The sequence below is a fragment of the Ruoffia sp. FAM 26255 genome (genome assembly GCF_045528525.1).
GTDB classification, from domain to species: domain Bacteria; phylum Bacillota; class Bacilli; order Lactobacillales; family Aerococcaceae; genus Ruoffia; species Ruoffia tabacinasalis.
In genome coordinates this window covers 1-14,673 of record NZ_JBGQQX010000005.1, presented here as the reverse complement: position 1 = coordinate 14,673, position 14,673 = coordinate 1, and the positions used below count along the sequence as shown (strand labels likewise).

22 protein-coding genes are annotated in these 14,673 nt (G+C 37.1%); 15 read left to right on the top strand and 7 right to left on the bottom strand.

Going from position 1 to position 14,673, the window contains the following annotated elements; translation table 11 throughout:
* The first annotated feature begins 30 nt into the window (after positions 1–30).
* The 6 genes from ACEN31_RS01750 to epsC all read left to right on the top strand — a co-directional run bounded on the left by ACEN31_RS01750 (position 31) and on the right by epsC (position 3,038).
* Positions 31–219 (top strand): hypothetical protein, encoded by a 189-nt coding sequence (locus ACEN31_RS01750; protein WP_407108431.1) that lies wholly within the window; start codon positions 31–33, stop codon positions 217–219.
* 59 nt (positions 220–278) lie between these two features.
* Positions 279–455, top strand: a complete 177-nt coding sequence (locus tag ACEN31_RS01745) for a hypothetical protein (protein ID WP_407108430.1) — start codon at positions 279–281, stop codon at positions 453–455.
* A gap of 119 nt (positions 456–574) precedes the next feature.
* Positions 575–841, top strand: coding sequence for a type B 50S ribosomal protein L31 (locus ACEN31_RS01740; protein ID WP_407108429.1), 267 nt, complete (start codon positions 575–577; stop codon positions 839–841).
* A gap of 180 nt (positions 842–1,021) precedes the next feature.
* Positions 1,022–1,249 carry a hexameric tyrosine-coordinated heme protein gene (locus tag ACEN31_RS01735; protein WP_407108428.1) on the top strand — a complete coding sequence of 76 codons (228 nt, stop codon included), beginning with the start codon at positions 1,022–1,024 and terminating at the stop codon, positions 1,247–1,249.
* Positions 1,250–1,564: 315 nt separating this feature from the next.
* Positions 1,565–2,485 carry a cysteine synthase A gene (cysK, locus tag ACEN31_RS01730; RefSeq protein WP_138404512.1) on the top strand — a complete coding sequence of 307 codons (921 nt, stop codon included), beginning with the start codon at positions 1,565–1,567 and terminating at the stop codon, positions 2,483–2,485.
* Positions 2,469–3,038, top strand: a complete 570-nt coding sequence (gene epsC / locus ACEN31_RS01725) for a serine O-acetyltransferase EpsC (RefSeq protein WP_407108427.1) — start codon at positions 2,469–2,471, stop codon at positions 3,036–3,038. The genes cysK and epsC overlap by 17 nt, the downstream gene beginning before the upstream one ends.
* Positions 3,039–3,089: 51 nt before the next feature.
* Here epsC and ACEN31_RS01720 read toward each other — a convergent pair whose 3' ends face one another.
* A complete protein-coding gene (locus ACEN31_RS01720) occupies positions 3,090–3,713 on the bottom strand; it encodes an NUDIX hydrolase (protein ID WP_407108426.1) in 624 nt (207 codons plus the stop codon).
* 89 nt (positions 3,714–3,802) lie between these two features.
* Here ACEN31_RS01720 and ACEN31_RS01715 point away from each other — a divergent pair, with 89 nt between their 5' ends.
* The 5 genes from ACEN31_RS01715 (at position 3,803) to ACEN31_RS01695 (ending at position 7,987) form a co-directional block, all read left to right on the top strand.
* Entirely contained in the window at positions 3,803–4,966 is a 1,164-nt protein-coding gene (locus ACEN31_RS01715; protein WP_407108425.1) for a hypothetical protein, read from the top strand.
* A gap of 251 nt (positions 4,967–5,217) precedes the next feature.
* A complete protein-coding gene (locus ACEN31_RS01710; protein ID WP_138404508.1) occupies positions 5,218–5,550 on the top strand; it encodes a glycine cleavage system protein H in 333 nt (110 codons plus the stop codon).
* Positions 5,551–5,648: 98 nt separating this feature from the next.
* On the top strand, positions 5,649–6,425 hold the full coding sequence (locus ACEN31_RS01705; RefSeq protein WP_231606860.1) for a protein-ADP-ribose hydrolase: 777 nt from the start codon (positions 5,649–5,651) through the stop codon (positions 6,423–6,425).
* Positions 6,425–7,315 (top strand): SIR2 family NAD-dependent protein deacylase, encoded by an 891-nt coding sequence (locus ACEN31_RS01700; protein ID WP_407108424.1) that lies wholly within the window; start codon positions 6,425–6,427, stop codon positions 7,313–7,315. Before ACEN31_RS01705 ends, ACEN31_RS01700 begins: the two co-directional genes overlap by 1 nt.
* A gap of 99 nt (positions 7,316–7,414) precedes the next feature.
* Positions 7,415–7,987 carry a Crp/Fnr family transcriptional regulator gene (locus tag ACEN31_RS01695; RefSeq protein ID WP_407108423.1) on the top strand — a complete coding sequence of 191 codons (573 nt, stop codon included), beginning with the start codon at positions 7,415–7,417 and terminating at the stop codon, positions 7,985–7,987.
* Here the strand turns inward: ACEN31_RS01695 and ACEN31_RS01690 are convergent.
* From ACEN31_RS01690 to ACEN31_RS01680, 3 genes are all read right to left on the bottom strand, one after another.
* Positions 7,955–8,278, bottom strand: coding sequence for a DUF4386 domain-containing protein (locus ACEN31_RS01690; protein ID WP_407108471.1), 324 nt, complete (start codon positions 8,276–8,278; stop codon positions 7,955–7,957). The genes ACEN31_RS01695 and ACEN31_RS01690 overlap by 33 nt on opposite strands.
* A 64-nt stretch (positions 8,279–8,342) precedes the next feature.
* Positions 8,343–8,468, bottom strand: coding sequence for a hypothetical protein (locus ACEN31_RS01685; protein ID WP_407108422.1), 126 nt, complete (start codon positions 8,466–8,468; stop codon positions 8,343–8,345).
* 129 nt (positions 8,469–8,597) lie between these two features.
* Complete coding sequence (locus tag ACEN31_RS01680; RefSeq protein WP_407108421.1) at positions 8,598–9,776, bottom strand: pyridoxal phosphate-dependent aminotransferase; 1,179 nt, start codon at positions 9,774–9,776, stop codon at positions 8,598–8,600.
* Positions 9,777–9,929: 153 nt separating this feature from the next.
* Between ACEN31_RS01680 and efp the strand changes: the two genes are divergently transcribed.
* Entirely contained in the window at positions 9,930–10,487 is a 558-nt protein-coding gene (gene efp, locus ACEN31_RS01675) for an elongation factor P (RefSeq protein ID WP_407108420.1), read from the top strand.
* A gap of 139 nt (positions 10,488–10,626) precedes the next feature.
* On the opposite strand, the gene ACEN31_RS01670 is transcribed toward efp, so the two are convergent.
* Positions 10,627–11,058, bottom strand: a complete 432-nt coding sequence (locus tag ACEN31_RS01670; protein ID WP_407108419.1) for an acyl-CoA thioesterase — start codon at positions 11,056–11,058, stop codon at positions 10,627–10,629.
* An 80-nt stretch (positions 11,059–11,138) separates the two neighbouring features.
* Between ACEN31_RS01670 and ACEN31_RS01665 the strand changes: the two genes are divergently transcribed.
* On the top strand, positions 11,139–12,107 hold the full coding sequence (locus ACEN31_RS01665) for an aromatic acid exporter family protein (protein WP_407108418.1): 969 nt from the start codon (positions 11,139–11,141) through the stop codon (positions 12,105–12,107).
* Positions 12,108–12,364: 257 nt separating this feature from the next.
* On the opposite strand, the gene ACEN31_RS01660 is transcribed toward ACEN31_RS01665, so the two are convergent.
* Entirely contained in the window at positions 12,365–12,622 is a 258-nt protein-coding gene (locus ACEN31_RS01660; protein ID WP_407108417.1) for an LOG family protein, read from the bottom strand.
* 172 nt (positions 12,623–12,794) lie between these two features.
* Between ACEN31_RS01660 and ACEN31_RS01655 the strand changes: the two genes are divergently transcribed.
* Together ACEN31_RS01655 and ACEN31_RS01650 are read left to right on the top strand one after the other, a co-directional pair.
* Entirely contained in the window at positions 12,795–14,114 is a 1,320-nt protein-coding gene (locus tag ACEN31_RS01655; RefSeq protein ID WP_407108416.1) for a DUF1576 domain-containing protein, read from the top strand.
* A 7-nt stretch (positions 14,115–14,121) separates the two neighbouring features.
* Positions 14,122–14,430, top strand: coding sequence for a hypothetical protein (locus ACEN31_RS01650; RefSeq protein WP_138404496.1), 309 nt, complete (start codon positions 14,122–14,124; stop codon positions 14,428–14,430).
* Between the two features lie 62 nt (positions 14,431–14,492).
* On the opposite strand, the gene ACEN31_RS01645 is transcribed toward ACEN31_RS01650, so the two are convergent.
* Positions 14,493–14,673 (bottom strand): transposase (locus ACEN31_RS01645; RefSeq protein WP_407108415.1); only part of this gene is annotated, 181 nt, incomplete at its 5' end.

Genomic DNA, 14,673 nt, shown 5'->3' with positions numbered 1-14,673 from the left:
TGAGATGAAAAAGTCGAGGAGGACTTTATCATGAGTAAGCAGAAGAAGAGCGATAACAAAGGTAATACTGGGATGTGGATGGGAATTTGTATAACCTTAGGAGTTGCTTTTGGGATAATGATGGACAATATTGGAATAGGGATTGCATTAGGCGTAGCCTTTGGAGCTGCCCTTAGCTCAATCAATAGGGACCCAAAAGAAAAAGATAAAGAGAAGTAAACTATTGAACAGTCATCAGGTACTATATGTCGTTGATCAACACTATAGGTGAATAAAAATTGACTAAAAATAATAAGAACAAAAAAGATTATCAAGGTTGGGGAATTGGTTTCAGACTTGCTTTAGGTGCTGCGATGGGCTTATTAATGGATAATCTATTAATTGGTATAGTCGGAGGCTTACTTTTTGGGATAGCCATTAGTTGGATTGGTCCGAATAAAAATAAAAAAGAATAAAAATAAAAAAAGTCTTTGCATTCAAATATCAATCGTGGTATTATACTGATGTTGCACGCAGATGCATAATAATTAACTGTGATTTAGCATATAAATCACGGCAGAAAGGAAGTAGACATATGAAATCAGGAATTCATCCAGAATATTCACAAGTAGTTTTCCGTGATACATCAACAGGTTTTGAATTTTTATCAGGTTCTACAAAAACATCAAATGAAACAGTAGAGTGGGAAGATGGAAACACATATCCATTAATCCGTGTTGAGATTTCTTCAGATTCTCATCCATTCTATACAGGACGTCAAAAATTCACGCAAGCCGATGGACGTGTGGACCGTTTCAACAAAAAATTCGGTTTTGCAGACAAAAACGCAAAACAAGACTAATTATAGTTATGAACGTTGTTATACCAACGTTTCGAAAGACTTACTGCCAAGTGCAGTGAGTCTTTTTTTCGTTCTGGCTAACTTTTGGCTAACCATTTAAGAAAAACTTGACGCCCGTCAATAAATTCGAAGCCAATGATTGGTATATTTAAACTATCAAACAATAGGAGGATGGTAAAGATGACTGAATCATGGCTACCAAGCTTAATCACTGAAACACCTGAAGAAGGATACGACCTTGCAATGAAACTAGCACGTAAAGCTGTTGGAATGACGCAACCTGATGCTGAAATAAGAAAGAAATTACGTCCTATTTATGCAAATAATCCCGACAGTTTAACATTCGCTTCGCAAGTAGTTGCGGTCCACTTCCAAACAGTTGCGGCAGCTAACAACTATTGGAAATAAGAGACAGCATAATCCTCAATAATTGTAGTTATTTTAACTACATTGTTGAGGATTTTTTTTGGTCAGATAATGTCCTTGAGAAAAAGTCAGGGACACGATATACGATTTTATGCCCTTGAAAAATCTTAAGGACACAATTCACACTTGCGACCCATTATCCCGTCATTGCATTTAACTCAATGCCTGCCTTCGCTTTTTTGAAGGTCAATAATGAAAGTTTAATGAGCGGTTTCGTTGACTTTAAGGGTTTAAAACGTTACCATTCTAATAGATATTTGATTGACATTTAAACTAAATTATTAGGAGGATTTATATATGTTATTTGAAAATGTTGTCGACGCAATTGGGTATACACCCGTAGTTAAAATCAACGGTCTAGATGATTCTTATGCAGATGTTTATGTAAAACTTGAGAAGAATAATCCAAGTGGATCAGTGAAGGACCGCCCTGTAAAATACATCATTCAAGATTTATTAGATAAAGGTGAACTAAAACCAGGTGGAACAATCGTTGAATCAACAAGTGGTAACACAGGTGTTGGTTTAGCAATGGTTGGAGCGGCGTTAGGTATTAAAGTTATTATCGTAATGCCAGACTCAATGAGTGTTGAGCGTCGTAAACTAATGCAAGCTTATGGAGCAGAATTAGTATTAACACCAGCTTCAGGTGGAATGAGCTTAGCAGGTGAAAAAGCGGAAGAAATTGCTAAAGAGAAAAACGCACCTATCTTCGGTCAATTTAAAAACGAAGCAAACGTAACTTCACATGAAGAAACAACTGCCCGTGAAGTATTAGAAGATGTTCCAGATGTAGATGGTTTCGTTGCAGGTATTGGTACGGGTGGAACAATTACAGGTGTAGGACGTGTATTAAAAGAAAATAATCCAGAAACAGTTATCTGGTCAGTAGAGCCAGAAGCTTCACCAATCTTAACAAAAGGAGAAGCAGGATCGCATAAGATTCAAGGTTTAGGAGCGAACTTTATTCCAGAAATCCTTGACCAATCTGTCATTGATAAGATTGAAACCGTATCGAACGATGAAGCGATTAATACAGCTGTTGAGTTAGCGAAGTCACAAGGGATCTTAGCTGGATTTTCTTCTGGAGCGAACTATGCAGTGGCATTACGTTTAGCAAAAGAATTAGGGAAAGGTAAGAAAGTCGTCGTTGTATTACCAGATAGTGGAGAACGCTACTTATCTTCTGGGTTTTTCGGCGATGGACAAGCAGAATAATTATTGCGACGAAGCCCTTGAACTCGCGCAATACATTTATGAAAATGACCCTGCCGCAACAAGCGTAGAGGAAGTCACTGACTTGTACCCAGGCTTTAAAGCAATAAAAAATCATTTAGAAGCGCATAAACTTTACTCTAAAGGTGAAGTATACGAAGCACGTAAATTATCAGAGGCATCTCGAACTGAAACAGGGATAGAGATTCATCCCGGAGCAAAACTGGGTAAGAATATCTTTATCGATCATGGTATGGGTGTGGTTATTGGTGAGACAGCGATTCTGGGAGACCGGGCTAAGCTTTACCACGGAGTGACTTTAGGTGGAACGGGGAATGAGAAAGGCAAGAAGCGCCATCCAACAATTCAACATGATGTTGAAATTGGAGCTAACGCGACTTTACTAGGTAACATTACTGTTGGTCATCACGCCAAAATCGGTGCCGGAGCCGTCGTATTAAAAGACGTCCCTCCGTATGCAACCGCCGTAGGTGTGCCAGCTCGTATTATTCTTCATGACAAAAATTGGAACCGTATCGGGGAATATCAAATTTAAAAACAAAGACGTTCAGTCTCTTTATTGGAGATTGAACGTCTTTCTTGTGTATTATTTGTCATCAGTAATAATTTGAATAAATCGGTCAGTGAAGTTTGCGGTAAAGCCCCATAGAACTTCGTCAGGAATATGGTAAAAAGGAATCTTCTGTTTGACTTCATTGAATGGATATTTTTCTCCTTGTTTAATCAAATGGAACGGAAACTCCTGTTCAGAATCGTTATCATTCGCTTTCTTAAATTCGAAGTTCAATTGATATAAAGTAGGTCTATTCTCCATTAAGTGATCTAAAGGAATTGTGAATAATCTCTCTACTTCAGTATTTGGATAAATATCTTCAAAATCCACACCGGTAATTTCTCCTACGTAACAATATATAATCCGATTGGCAGCAATAATATAATCAATTTCCCCATAGACGTTGATATTTTCGCGTTGAATATTTAGCTCTTCCATGGTTTCACGAATCGCCGCTTCTTTTGGTAATTCACCCGCTTCAATCCGCCCTCCGGGAAATGAAGTTTCACCTGGTTGTGAGATATGTTTACTGCGAACTTCATACAACACATGCCATTCATCCTTCACTTTTATTAGCGGGAGTAAAACGGTATAACCTCTTTGAACACCTAGTGCTTTAGCATCATACTGTTGGATAATCTGTCGAATTTTCTTCATATTTCTCTCCTTTTACTCTCTCTAAAATATTGTTAAAATGATGCGATTAACGGTATACTATAACTAATATCTGAAATGAGGTGAGAGTTATGTCTTTTGGTAACGATGATAACATTTTTCGTGCGTTACAGCAATTTATTGACCAGCATGGAGATGAATTTGAAAGTATTGAAAAAGCAGTTGAAACATTTATGTCATTCTATAATAATGGTGAGCTTGAGAATGAGATAGAATCGACACCAGAAATGGAATCAGCAGAATTATTTGAACTCTCAATGAGTATCGGTGATGAGAAACAACGCAAGGCTTTATTACGCGAGGCGATTGAGTTGTGGCCAGAAAATTGGAACGCCCATTTAGAACTCATTGAAGGCTCTTTAGTTGAACAAATTGAACAAATTCGTAAACTGGAAATCACAGCGTTTCATAAATGGGAAGAAACAGATCAAGTCGGCTGGATAAATTATGAAGAACGTCCTTACTTAAGATTAAAGTTTATGTTAGCTGTGATTTTATTTAAACAAGGCTTGTTAGAAGAAGCGTTAGAACATTTTGAAAACTTATATGAGATTGACGAGATGGATAGTTTAGGGGCACGTTATTATATTATGTCGATTTATTGCCGGACATATGACTTTGAAAGTGCCTATGAACTGTTCTCAGATGTCCCTTACCCAGCGAGTGAAGATGATCGAATGATTATTCCATTGCTTGTTGTGGCAGTTTTGACTAATAATTTGACGTATGCTAAAGATTTATTCTTAGATTTAGAAGAAGCAAATGACAATCTCTTTCAATTATTTATGGACGATTCTTGGCCAATGGATTTAATTTTAGGTTTTGGTGAAGTTGATCATTTCCAAATGAATTCCTTTGAATCTATTGCGGTTGCATTAAATGATATTTTACCTGTCGTAGTTAGCTCAGAGTATTTGTTTGACTGGATGTTGGAGGAGTATGAAGCAGCAGAACCGCATGAGCGTGTGAATGTGAATGAGAAAGTTATTTCGTTTACAGGCGCGTCAAAGCAATACCGAGCACAAACGAATCAATTTACTTATAAGTCCTATCTAGAAATACCCGTTCTGGCAGATGTCGTACACAATGCGGCGGTTACACTTCAAGAAATGGGACTTGTAAAAGTTGAGGATTTCTCGGCTTATACAGAAAAAGAACTCTTAGCTATTAAGCATATTGGTCCACAAACCATTAAACAATTAAAAGCAAACGGTGTAAAATTCAAGAAGAAATAAGCACCCATGATTTAAGCATTTCCTAGCGCAAACTTGTGTAGGAAGTGCTTTTAATGTTCTTATAAAAATACAACAGAATCCTGAAACTGTATCACAGTTGAATTAAGGGAAAACCAAACCATGAGATAATTACTTTAAGAGTGTAAAACCCTTTCAGTTTTAACTTGGATATGATACAGTGTTGTATATAAAGTAATACAGATTAAATATAAAACTATACGTATAAATCAGTTGAAATAAAGGAGATTATTATGGAAAGAATTGGGAACTTTTTATTAATTACTAAAGATGGCGATAACTATACAGTGAGTATGTCTGCAGAATTACAAGATGATGTTGGAACCGTTGGTTTTGTGGAATTTAACCAAGAAGATAACTTAGAAGTGGATGATGCAATTTTAAACTTAGAAGCATCGAAGACAGTACTAGAGATTGCATCACCTATTGCTGGAACAATTGTAGAACGCAATACAGCAGCGGAAGATAATCCTCAATTATTAAACTCAGCGAAAGCAGATGAGAACTGGTTAGTAAAATTAACTAACGTTGACGAAGAAGCATTCAATGCTTTAGAAGAAGCGTAAGCATAAGCAATACATGGACGCATTTAAGTGGGGGCCAAGCCCTTTGCTTAAGTGCGTCTACTTTATCTAGGAAAATGTAAAATTGAAAGGACGAGTCAATGAAAGCAATTGCAGATCTTGAATGGATGGTCCAATATTTATCAAAAGAAGATGATGCCCCTACACTTGAGGAATCAGAAGATACTTTTAAGAAATGGCGTCATTTGGTCAATGTCCGTCCACCAAAAGCAATCTCGGAAGAGTACTTAGAACATGAGGACCGCTTTCTAAAAGCAAATAATAATCAAGAAGAGGCAGTAACTTTAGAAGATTTAACGCCAGCTGAAGGAGATAATATTTATCTTTGGAAAGGTGATATTACAACTTTAGCGGTTGATAGTATAGTGAATGCAGCCAATTCAGAGCTGTTAGGATGTTTCATCCCAAATCATAATTGTATTGATAATATTATTCATACAAAGGCGGGCATTCGTTTACGACTTGCATGTCACGAAATTATAACTGAACAAGGGAAGAAGGAACCGGTAGGTAAAGCAAAATTGACTCCAGCCTATCACTTACCAGCCAACTATATTATTCATACTGTTGGACCTACTGCCAGTGGCAGAGTGACAAGAATCAATCAAAAGTTACTTACCCAAACATATCAAGCATGTTTAGAGATGGCCGATCGGAACCAACTTGAAAGTATTGCTTTCTGCTGTATTTCAACCGGGGTCTTCGGCTTTCCGAATGAGCCAGCAGCGGAAATTGCGATTAAGACGGTTCGTGATTATTTAAGTGAACATGAGACAGATTTAAAAGTGATATTCAATGTGTATGAAGACGAAGATGAAGCGATATATCAAAAGAAATTAATTAAAGGAGACGCATGATGACAAATTATTGGAAGACCCTTGAAGCAGAGCAAGGAACTTTAGAAGATGGACAAGTGTTACAAGGATTGCTTGATGAAGCGGACGCCATTGTTGTAGGTATTGGAGCTGGAATGTCAGCAGCAGACGGCTTTAAATATATTGGGGCGCGCTTTACAGATACCTTTCCTGACTTCATTGAAAAGTACGGCCTACTAGATATGTTACAAGCAAGTCTGTTCGACTTTGAAAGTGTGGAAGAGTACTGGGCATTTCAAAGTCGCTTCGTTGTCTTAAACTATTTAGATCAACCTGTAGGGCAATCTTACTTAGATTTAAAAGACATGTTAGAAGGTCGCAATTACCATATTATTACAACAAATGCTGATAATGCCTTTGATGTAGCCGATTATGATAGTGACCATGTCTTTCACATTCAAGGTGAGTATGGTTTATGGCAATGTTCAAAACACTGTCATCAACAAACTTACCGCGACGATTCAGTAATTCGTGAGATGGTGGAGCAACAGGCGAATATGAAAGTTCCGTCTGAATTAGTACCACACTGTCCAGAATGTGGTGCACCTTTTGAAATTAACAAGCGAAATGAAGAAAAAGGTATGGTGGAAGATGGCGATTTCCATGCACAAAAAGACCGCTATGAAGCTTTTCTAAAAGAAAATGAAGGCAAAAAAGTAGTCTTTTTAGAAATTGGCGTGGGACACACAACACCTCAATTCATTAAACATCCCTTCCAAGAAATGACGGAAGCAAACGAGAAAGCATTATTTGTTACAATGAATGAGAAAAATTACCGAATTCCAAAAGCAATTCGCCCGCAAACGGTTCATTTAGCCCATGATATCGCTAATACGATTCAAAAAGCTAAAGACTTAGATGCGGTCAAATAAACATAGAATAAAGCACTCGTATCCCAGTGATGCGAGTGCTTTTTAGCATTTGAATGTGGTAATAGATGGGTGAATAATAGAGTGGGAGAAGGTGAAGGAATGACTGATTATTTAACCGAATTTTTGAAAGGATTTACTTTAACTCAAGCAGAAGTCGAACAACTAAGCTCCGAAATCGATGTAAGAACATATAAACAAGGAACAATACTCCTTAGGCAAGGTGATGTATCTAAAGAATGTTACTTCGTGTTACAAGGCTGTTTAAGGCAGTTTGCGATTGATGAAGCCGGTGAAGAAAACACTTATAATTTCTACACGGAGAAACAAACAGCGATTAATTATAAAAGTTACACCCAGAGAATACCTTCAGAATACTCAATTGAATGTGTCGAAGATTCTGTATTGATCGTCGGTGATTTTATTAATGAAGATGTGATGTTTCAAAAATACCCTAAATTAATTGAAATTACGCGAGGCTTCATGGAAGAAGACCTAGCAAACATTCAAGACAATAATGCCCGCTTCATTAGTGCCTCACCTCAAGAACGCTACTTAAATTTATTAGATACTCGTCCTGATCTCATTGACCACGTTCCCCAACATCAATTGGCTAGTTTACTTGGAATGAAACCAGAATCATTAAGCCGCGTTAAGCGCCGGTTGAACCTTTAAATCCGAGACTTTTTTGAAGATAAACCAAAGTGCTAAACTCAATTCGCCTAAAGCCATCGGGACCGCTAAGAAGCCTTCTAATTGTGAAGCCAGAGCTGTCATGTCTGGTCCAAGTAAAGTTAAAGTATGGATGATAATGTAGCTCACACCAGCCAGTAATAATAAATAACCAATTACTTTATGTATCGGTGTTGCTTTCAATACGACATAAGCTAGAACTAATAAATGCAAGCCGAAAATAATTAAGCCAAAGCCCCAAACTAAGCTAAAAGCCTGTTCCCCGGCAGCGATTGACGGCAGTAAAACGTCTAAATTCGCGTTTGATTGGGTAACTATTTTCTAAACTGACGCTAATCTAAAGTAAATAACCGATGGACATTGGTAAAGTAGCTGTATAAAGCAGTCGCAACCAAGCTGCGAGTAGTGAGAGGTTTTCGTGACATTGCCGCATAGAATTTTCTCGTTTTTGTGTTGTTTGCATGTTATTTCCTCCTTTATTGTATAGATTCAGTTTACAAGTAAAGAGGGCACCGAGCATTGACTTAAGTTAAGATAGAAAAAAAGATTACTAGAAAAGAGGATTCTCTCAATCTAGTAATCCTTTATTTTTTTATTTGTTTTCGCGTTTCTCTTTGACAAATACTTCTAAACGTCGCATCGCTTCTTTAATATCATCGATACTGGCAGCATAGCTGAGGCGAACATGACTTTCGCCGCCGATACCAAAGGCAGAGCCCGGTACGAAAGCAACGGCAGCAGAATGAGCTAAGTCTAGACAAAAGTCCATACTATTTTGTTCCAAATCTTCTGGAATACGCGCGAACATATAGAATGCGCCACTTGGCTTAACGATTTTGAAACCTAAGCGTGTCATAAAATCATAAATATAATCACGACGCATCACATATTTTTCTCGCATCAGTTGAGCGTCGTTCATGCCATTTTCCAACGCTTCACGAGCAGCTAATTGAGAAATCGTTGAGTTTGTGGTGACAAGATTTTGGTGCACTTTAACTAATTGGCTCATAATATTTGCTGGGGCAAAAAGGAGCCCTACACGCCAGCCTGTCATCGCATGAGATTTAGATACACCATTAATCACAATTGTTTGCTCACGAATGTATTTCGCAATCGATACGTGCGCTTCTTCGTAAACTAATTCGCTGTATACTTCATCACTAATGACAAATATTGGTCGATCACGCAGTACATCTGCGAAAGCTTTTGCATCTTCTTCCTTCCAGTTTACTCCCGTTGGATTGGTCGGGTAATTTAAGATGATTCCTTTAACGGCATCACCATGCTCTTCTAACGTATCTTTTAACATCTCTGGTGACATAACAAAATCATTGGCAGCTGTATCCACTTCAATGGGTTCACCACCAGCTAAGTAAATAATTGAAGAATATAAAGTAAAGTAGGGCGAGGGAACAATAATTTTATCTCCAGGATTACAAATCGTTTGAAGTGCCGTCGATAGTGATTCAGTCGCCCCAACAGTTACAATGACTTCGTCTTCCCATTGATAATTTAAATCATATTTTTCTTTAACGAAATTTGCGGCTGCTTGACGTAGACGGTTATCTCCAGGTGTCGATAAATATCCGGTTTGGTTGTCTTGAATCGCTTTGATTCCGGCATCTTTAACATGTTCAGGCGTATTGAAATCCGGCTCGCCTAAAGTTAATTTAATAATCCCCTCAACTTGAGACGCACTTTCATCGAAGGCCCGAATGGCATTGGGTTTAATTTTAGTTAAGTTAGTATTGAATAAATTATTTAATTCCATTTTAATGTATCCCTCATCTAAAGTTCATTTTTAGTTAGTCTATCATAATTTTAGTTGTTATTAAATGATTTTTTTATAGGATAGCGATATCATAAGGAATTTTATGCTATAATGGGAAGGAATATTTTAGAGACAATAAAAGGAGAATGTGAAATGATTTCTGCAGTAGATTTAAAAGCAGGTATGACATTTATTCAAGATGGAAAATTAATTCGAGTATTAAGCGCAAGTCACCATAAACCAGGTAAAGGGAATACAGTTATGCGTATGAAATTACGTGACGTTCGCTCTGGGGCGACTTATGATACAACTTTCCGTCCAGATGAAAAATTCGAACGTGCTTTCCTTGAAACAAGAGATGTTCAATTCTTATACAGCATGGACGAAACAGCTTACTTCATGGACTTAGAATCATATGAACAATATGAATTACCAGTAGATTCAATTGAAGATGAGTTATTATACTTATTAGAAAATATGGAAGTAAAAATCCAATTCTACGGTTCTGAAGTTATCGGAGTTGAAGTACCTCAAACTGTTACTTTAAAAGTAAAAGAAACACAACCATCAATTAAAGGTGCAACAGTAACAGGATCTGGTAAACCAGCAACAATGGAAACTGGTTTAGTAGTCAACGTTCCTGATTTCATCGAAGTTGGAGAAGCGTTAATCATCAACACGTCTGAAGGAACTTACCAAAAACGTGCGTAAATAATAATAGTTAAGGCGGATCTTCGGATTCGTCTTTTTTTTGTAAAAATTAATACGAAATAAAATGTTTTCCAACACAATTTAGCGCCCAACCATGACACCGGATGGTCTCACGCTGAGCGCTATACTTTTATTATCTTTAGTCTTCTTTTGAATCTGCTTGTGATTTTTCAAATGTTGCAAGAATATCTGGATGATTACGTTTTAAAGAAAGTGGACGCTGAGTTTCGGCATCTAGGAAACAATGCGATGTTGATCCTGTCGTTGTTAAATCGCCCGTTTCTTTATTATATACTTTATATTCAACAGTCATTCTTACAGGTGTAAAGTGAGATATGCGCAATCGAATGATAGCCGTTGAGCCAAAAGCAAGCATTTGTTTATATTCAGCTTGAGCAGAAAGTACTGGAATCATGATGCCTTCGTCTTCCATTTGCTTATAACTGTAGCCAATATCAGATAGCCAAACGAGACGGGCTTCTTCAAACCAACGCAAATAATTGGAATGGTGCACAATGCGCATTGCATCTGTTTCATAAAACTGAATTAAATGTTCATATTCAAAAATCATTGTAAGTACCTCTCCTATTTAAAATGTGGTATACATGCTATTATATATAAAAGAAAGTCAGAATGTAATGGAGGGATTGAATGTCACTTGGACTTCGGACAATAAAGATAACACTGGCGGCCACTATCGCGATTTACATCGCACAATTTATCGGCTTAGAAAACTCACTGGCGACAGGAATTATTACGATTTTAACTTTGCTAGATACACGTAAAGCGTCTCGTCAGATTTCCCTGACTTATTTAATCGCTACGGTACTTGCTTTTGCGATTGCGACCATCATATTTTTAATATTTGGGTATCAAGTATGGGCATTCGGTCTGTATTTACTTATTTTTATACCGGTGGCTTACACCATGAATCTCCAAGCAGCGATCGCACCGATTTCAGTTTTGGTCACGCACTTTGTCATTGCAGAAAGTGTGTCCTGGCAGTGGCAACTCAACGGTGTGTTAATTATGGTAATTGGCGCTGGTATGGCGATTTTATTTAATTTATGGATGCCAAATCAAAAACCTAAATTAAAAAAAGGAATTAAAGAAATTGAAGAAAATTTCCGAGTAGTATTGGAATTAATTAATCAAAGATTACTTGAAAATGATTTTGATATACCTTTAATTCGGGCAGAAGTAGAACATGTCGATACGTCTATAGAAGATTTCAGACAACTCGCTTTATCTGAATATGAGAATCAAATATTCACTAAAGACGATTACTTCATTCGCTACGCTCAAATGCGATCTAGACAAGCAGATGTATTAAAGCGGATGATTGATTCCCTGCAACACATTTCATTAAGAACTGAACAAAATACAACTTTAGCAAATATGTTTAAACTCACTTCAGATGAATTTGCGCAAACAAATAGTGGAAAAGGTTTATTAGAAAGTATTAGTGAATTGTATAGCTATTATCGTAGCAGTGATTTACCCAAAAATCGAGAAGAATTTGAAACGCGCGCACTCTTATATCATATTCTGATTGAATTCGAGCGCTTTTTAGAAATTAAACATAAATTTTACTTAGACAAGCATATTCGCAAATTTTAATCGGTGAGGTTTCGGCAAAACTTGCCTAATAAATAAGACGACTCAACAATTGTAGTGTTGAGTCGTCTTTTGTTTTGGATAATTGTAATTTTTGAGGATGAAGTGTCCTTGAGAAAATTTCAGGGACACGATCTGCGTGTATATGTCCTTGAGAAAATTTCAGAGACACGAATTGCGTTTATATGTCCTTGAGAAAATGTCAGGGACACAATCTGCGTTTATATGCCCCTGAGAAAATCTCAAGGACACATCATCCCCTATGAATGTTCACGAATGAACGTATCAATCTCTTGAAGCGATTCGGAAAAGAGAAACATTTCCCGAACATCAAGTTTAAGGAACTCTTCTTGCACCATGCGGTCAAACTGCTCCTTCAGAGACTCATAATAGCCGTCAACATTGTAAAACACGGTTGGTTTATTAATGAGTCCAATCCAAGTTCCTAATTTAGTAGCTGCTAAGCTAAAGTTTGGATTTTTACCAGGATTCGAGCCACAATAAACTGTAATGTTCATTCTCATCGTCCTTTCTTTCGCATAAAATACGTAACCCCATTATAACGAAAACAGCTCGAAAATATGAAGCAAATTTAAAAGTGTCTATTTAGTGTTTTTTAATATTTAATTATTGTGATAAAGATTGAGAATTGGTAATATATTTGTATTAGAATTTTATGGGAGGTTTCGGATGGGAGAAGAGGTTGAAAAAACAAATATGAACGCAAAAATAACTCAATATTTTTTCACTAAAGATTCAGTCAAGGCCAATTTTTTATACTTAGTTTCTTTTATATTTATCCTATTTGGTTTGTTAGTAGATCCATTAAATCAAGTATGGGATGGTTTCTTAGCTATTTTAACCTCACCGAGTAATCTGATTACGGATTACTTTGAAGTAGGGGGAATCGGTGCAACTTTTGTCAACGCTGGTTTACTGATGTTGATTAATGCGATGGCAATTAAGCGATTTTCTACAAAGATAACTGGCCCATTAGTAGCGGCTTTATTTACAGTTATGGGCTTCGCCTTTTTTGGTAAGAATTTATATAATTCAATTCCGATAACACTAGGAACACTGCTTTATAGTCAATATAGGAATATGCCGATAGGTAACTTTCTACTTACATCGTTATTTGCAACGACTTTAGCACCAGTTGTAAGTATTATTACCTTTGGACAAGGTTTGTCATATTGGGTTAGTGTTCCTTTAGGAGTTTTGGTTGGAGTCTTCATTGGTTTTACGATTCATCCAATGGGATCAAGTTTCTTACGTTTTCACCAAGGATATAATTTGTATAATATGGGCTTTACGGCTGGAGTTTTAGGTATGATTATCGCGAGTATTATGCGAGTATTTGACTTAACGACGACTTATGATCCGATTATACAAACTCATTCCATTATCGAAGTTGAAGCATTCTTCGTGGCTTTTTCACTCTTTTTACTTGTTATTGGTTTCATGTTAAATGGTAAGTCTTTCAAGGGATATGGGATATTTAAGAAAGATTCAGGCCGTTTAATCTCAGACTTCGTGACGGATTATGGAGTTGGTTTAACCTTTATTAATATGGGTGTCTTAGGTCTAGCCTCTTTAGCTTATGTTTGGGTTGTAGGAGGTACGCTTGAAGGAGCCGTGATAGGTGGCGTTTTAACGGTTATTGGTTTTGGTACGTTTGGTAAGCATATCTTTAACGTAACACCCGTTGTAATTGGGATATTCGCCATGCAAGTCATGATGGCAGTAGACGAACCTAGTTCAACAGCATCACTTCTTTCGGCCTTATTTGGAACAACCTTGGCTCCAATCGCAGGCCACTATGGATGGAAGGCCGGAATTCTGGTAGGATTATTACATGCAGGGTTAGTTCCAAATACGGGTATAACTCATGCAGGTTTAAACTTGTATAACAATGGCTTTGCTGGAGGTTTCGTGGCAGCTACTGTTGTACCTGTCCTAGACGGAATTAGGGAAAGGAATGAGATGCGTGAGGGAATATCGAAAGATTAAGTTGATTATGAATGAGTTATTGGATTACTTTTATAACAGTGGTATGACACAGGCAAACATTCACTTTGGACTCTTTGATCATCAAAGTGAAATAACAATCACGGGTCAGATCGATTCAGAACCTTCCGACCTCGATTTTGTTATCGAAAAGTTACGAGCAACTCAACAACCCGAAGTGGAAGATTATTACGAAGACCTATTAGGTTTAAGAGATGACGAATTCCATGTCGATGTTTTGTCAGCACTCATTGATGTTGTCGAATATGATTTTGAAGACAATATTATGATGCTAAAAGCGATACGCAAACATCACTAAAAGGAGCCCGAAGGCTTCTTTTTTTTAGTTGAATTGCAATAAGTATTGCGACAATTTTTTATTTACTCAATTAATAAGAGTTCGTGTAAAAATACTTCCAAAGGTGTTTGGTAATTTAAGCATTTCCTAGGTCGATTATTCATTAACCACAAAGCTTGGTTGAGTTCTTGGGAAATTACTCTAGCGAGGTCTGTTTTCTTAGGAAAAAACTCACGCAGTAAACCGTTAGAGTTCTCATTGGTT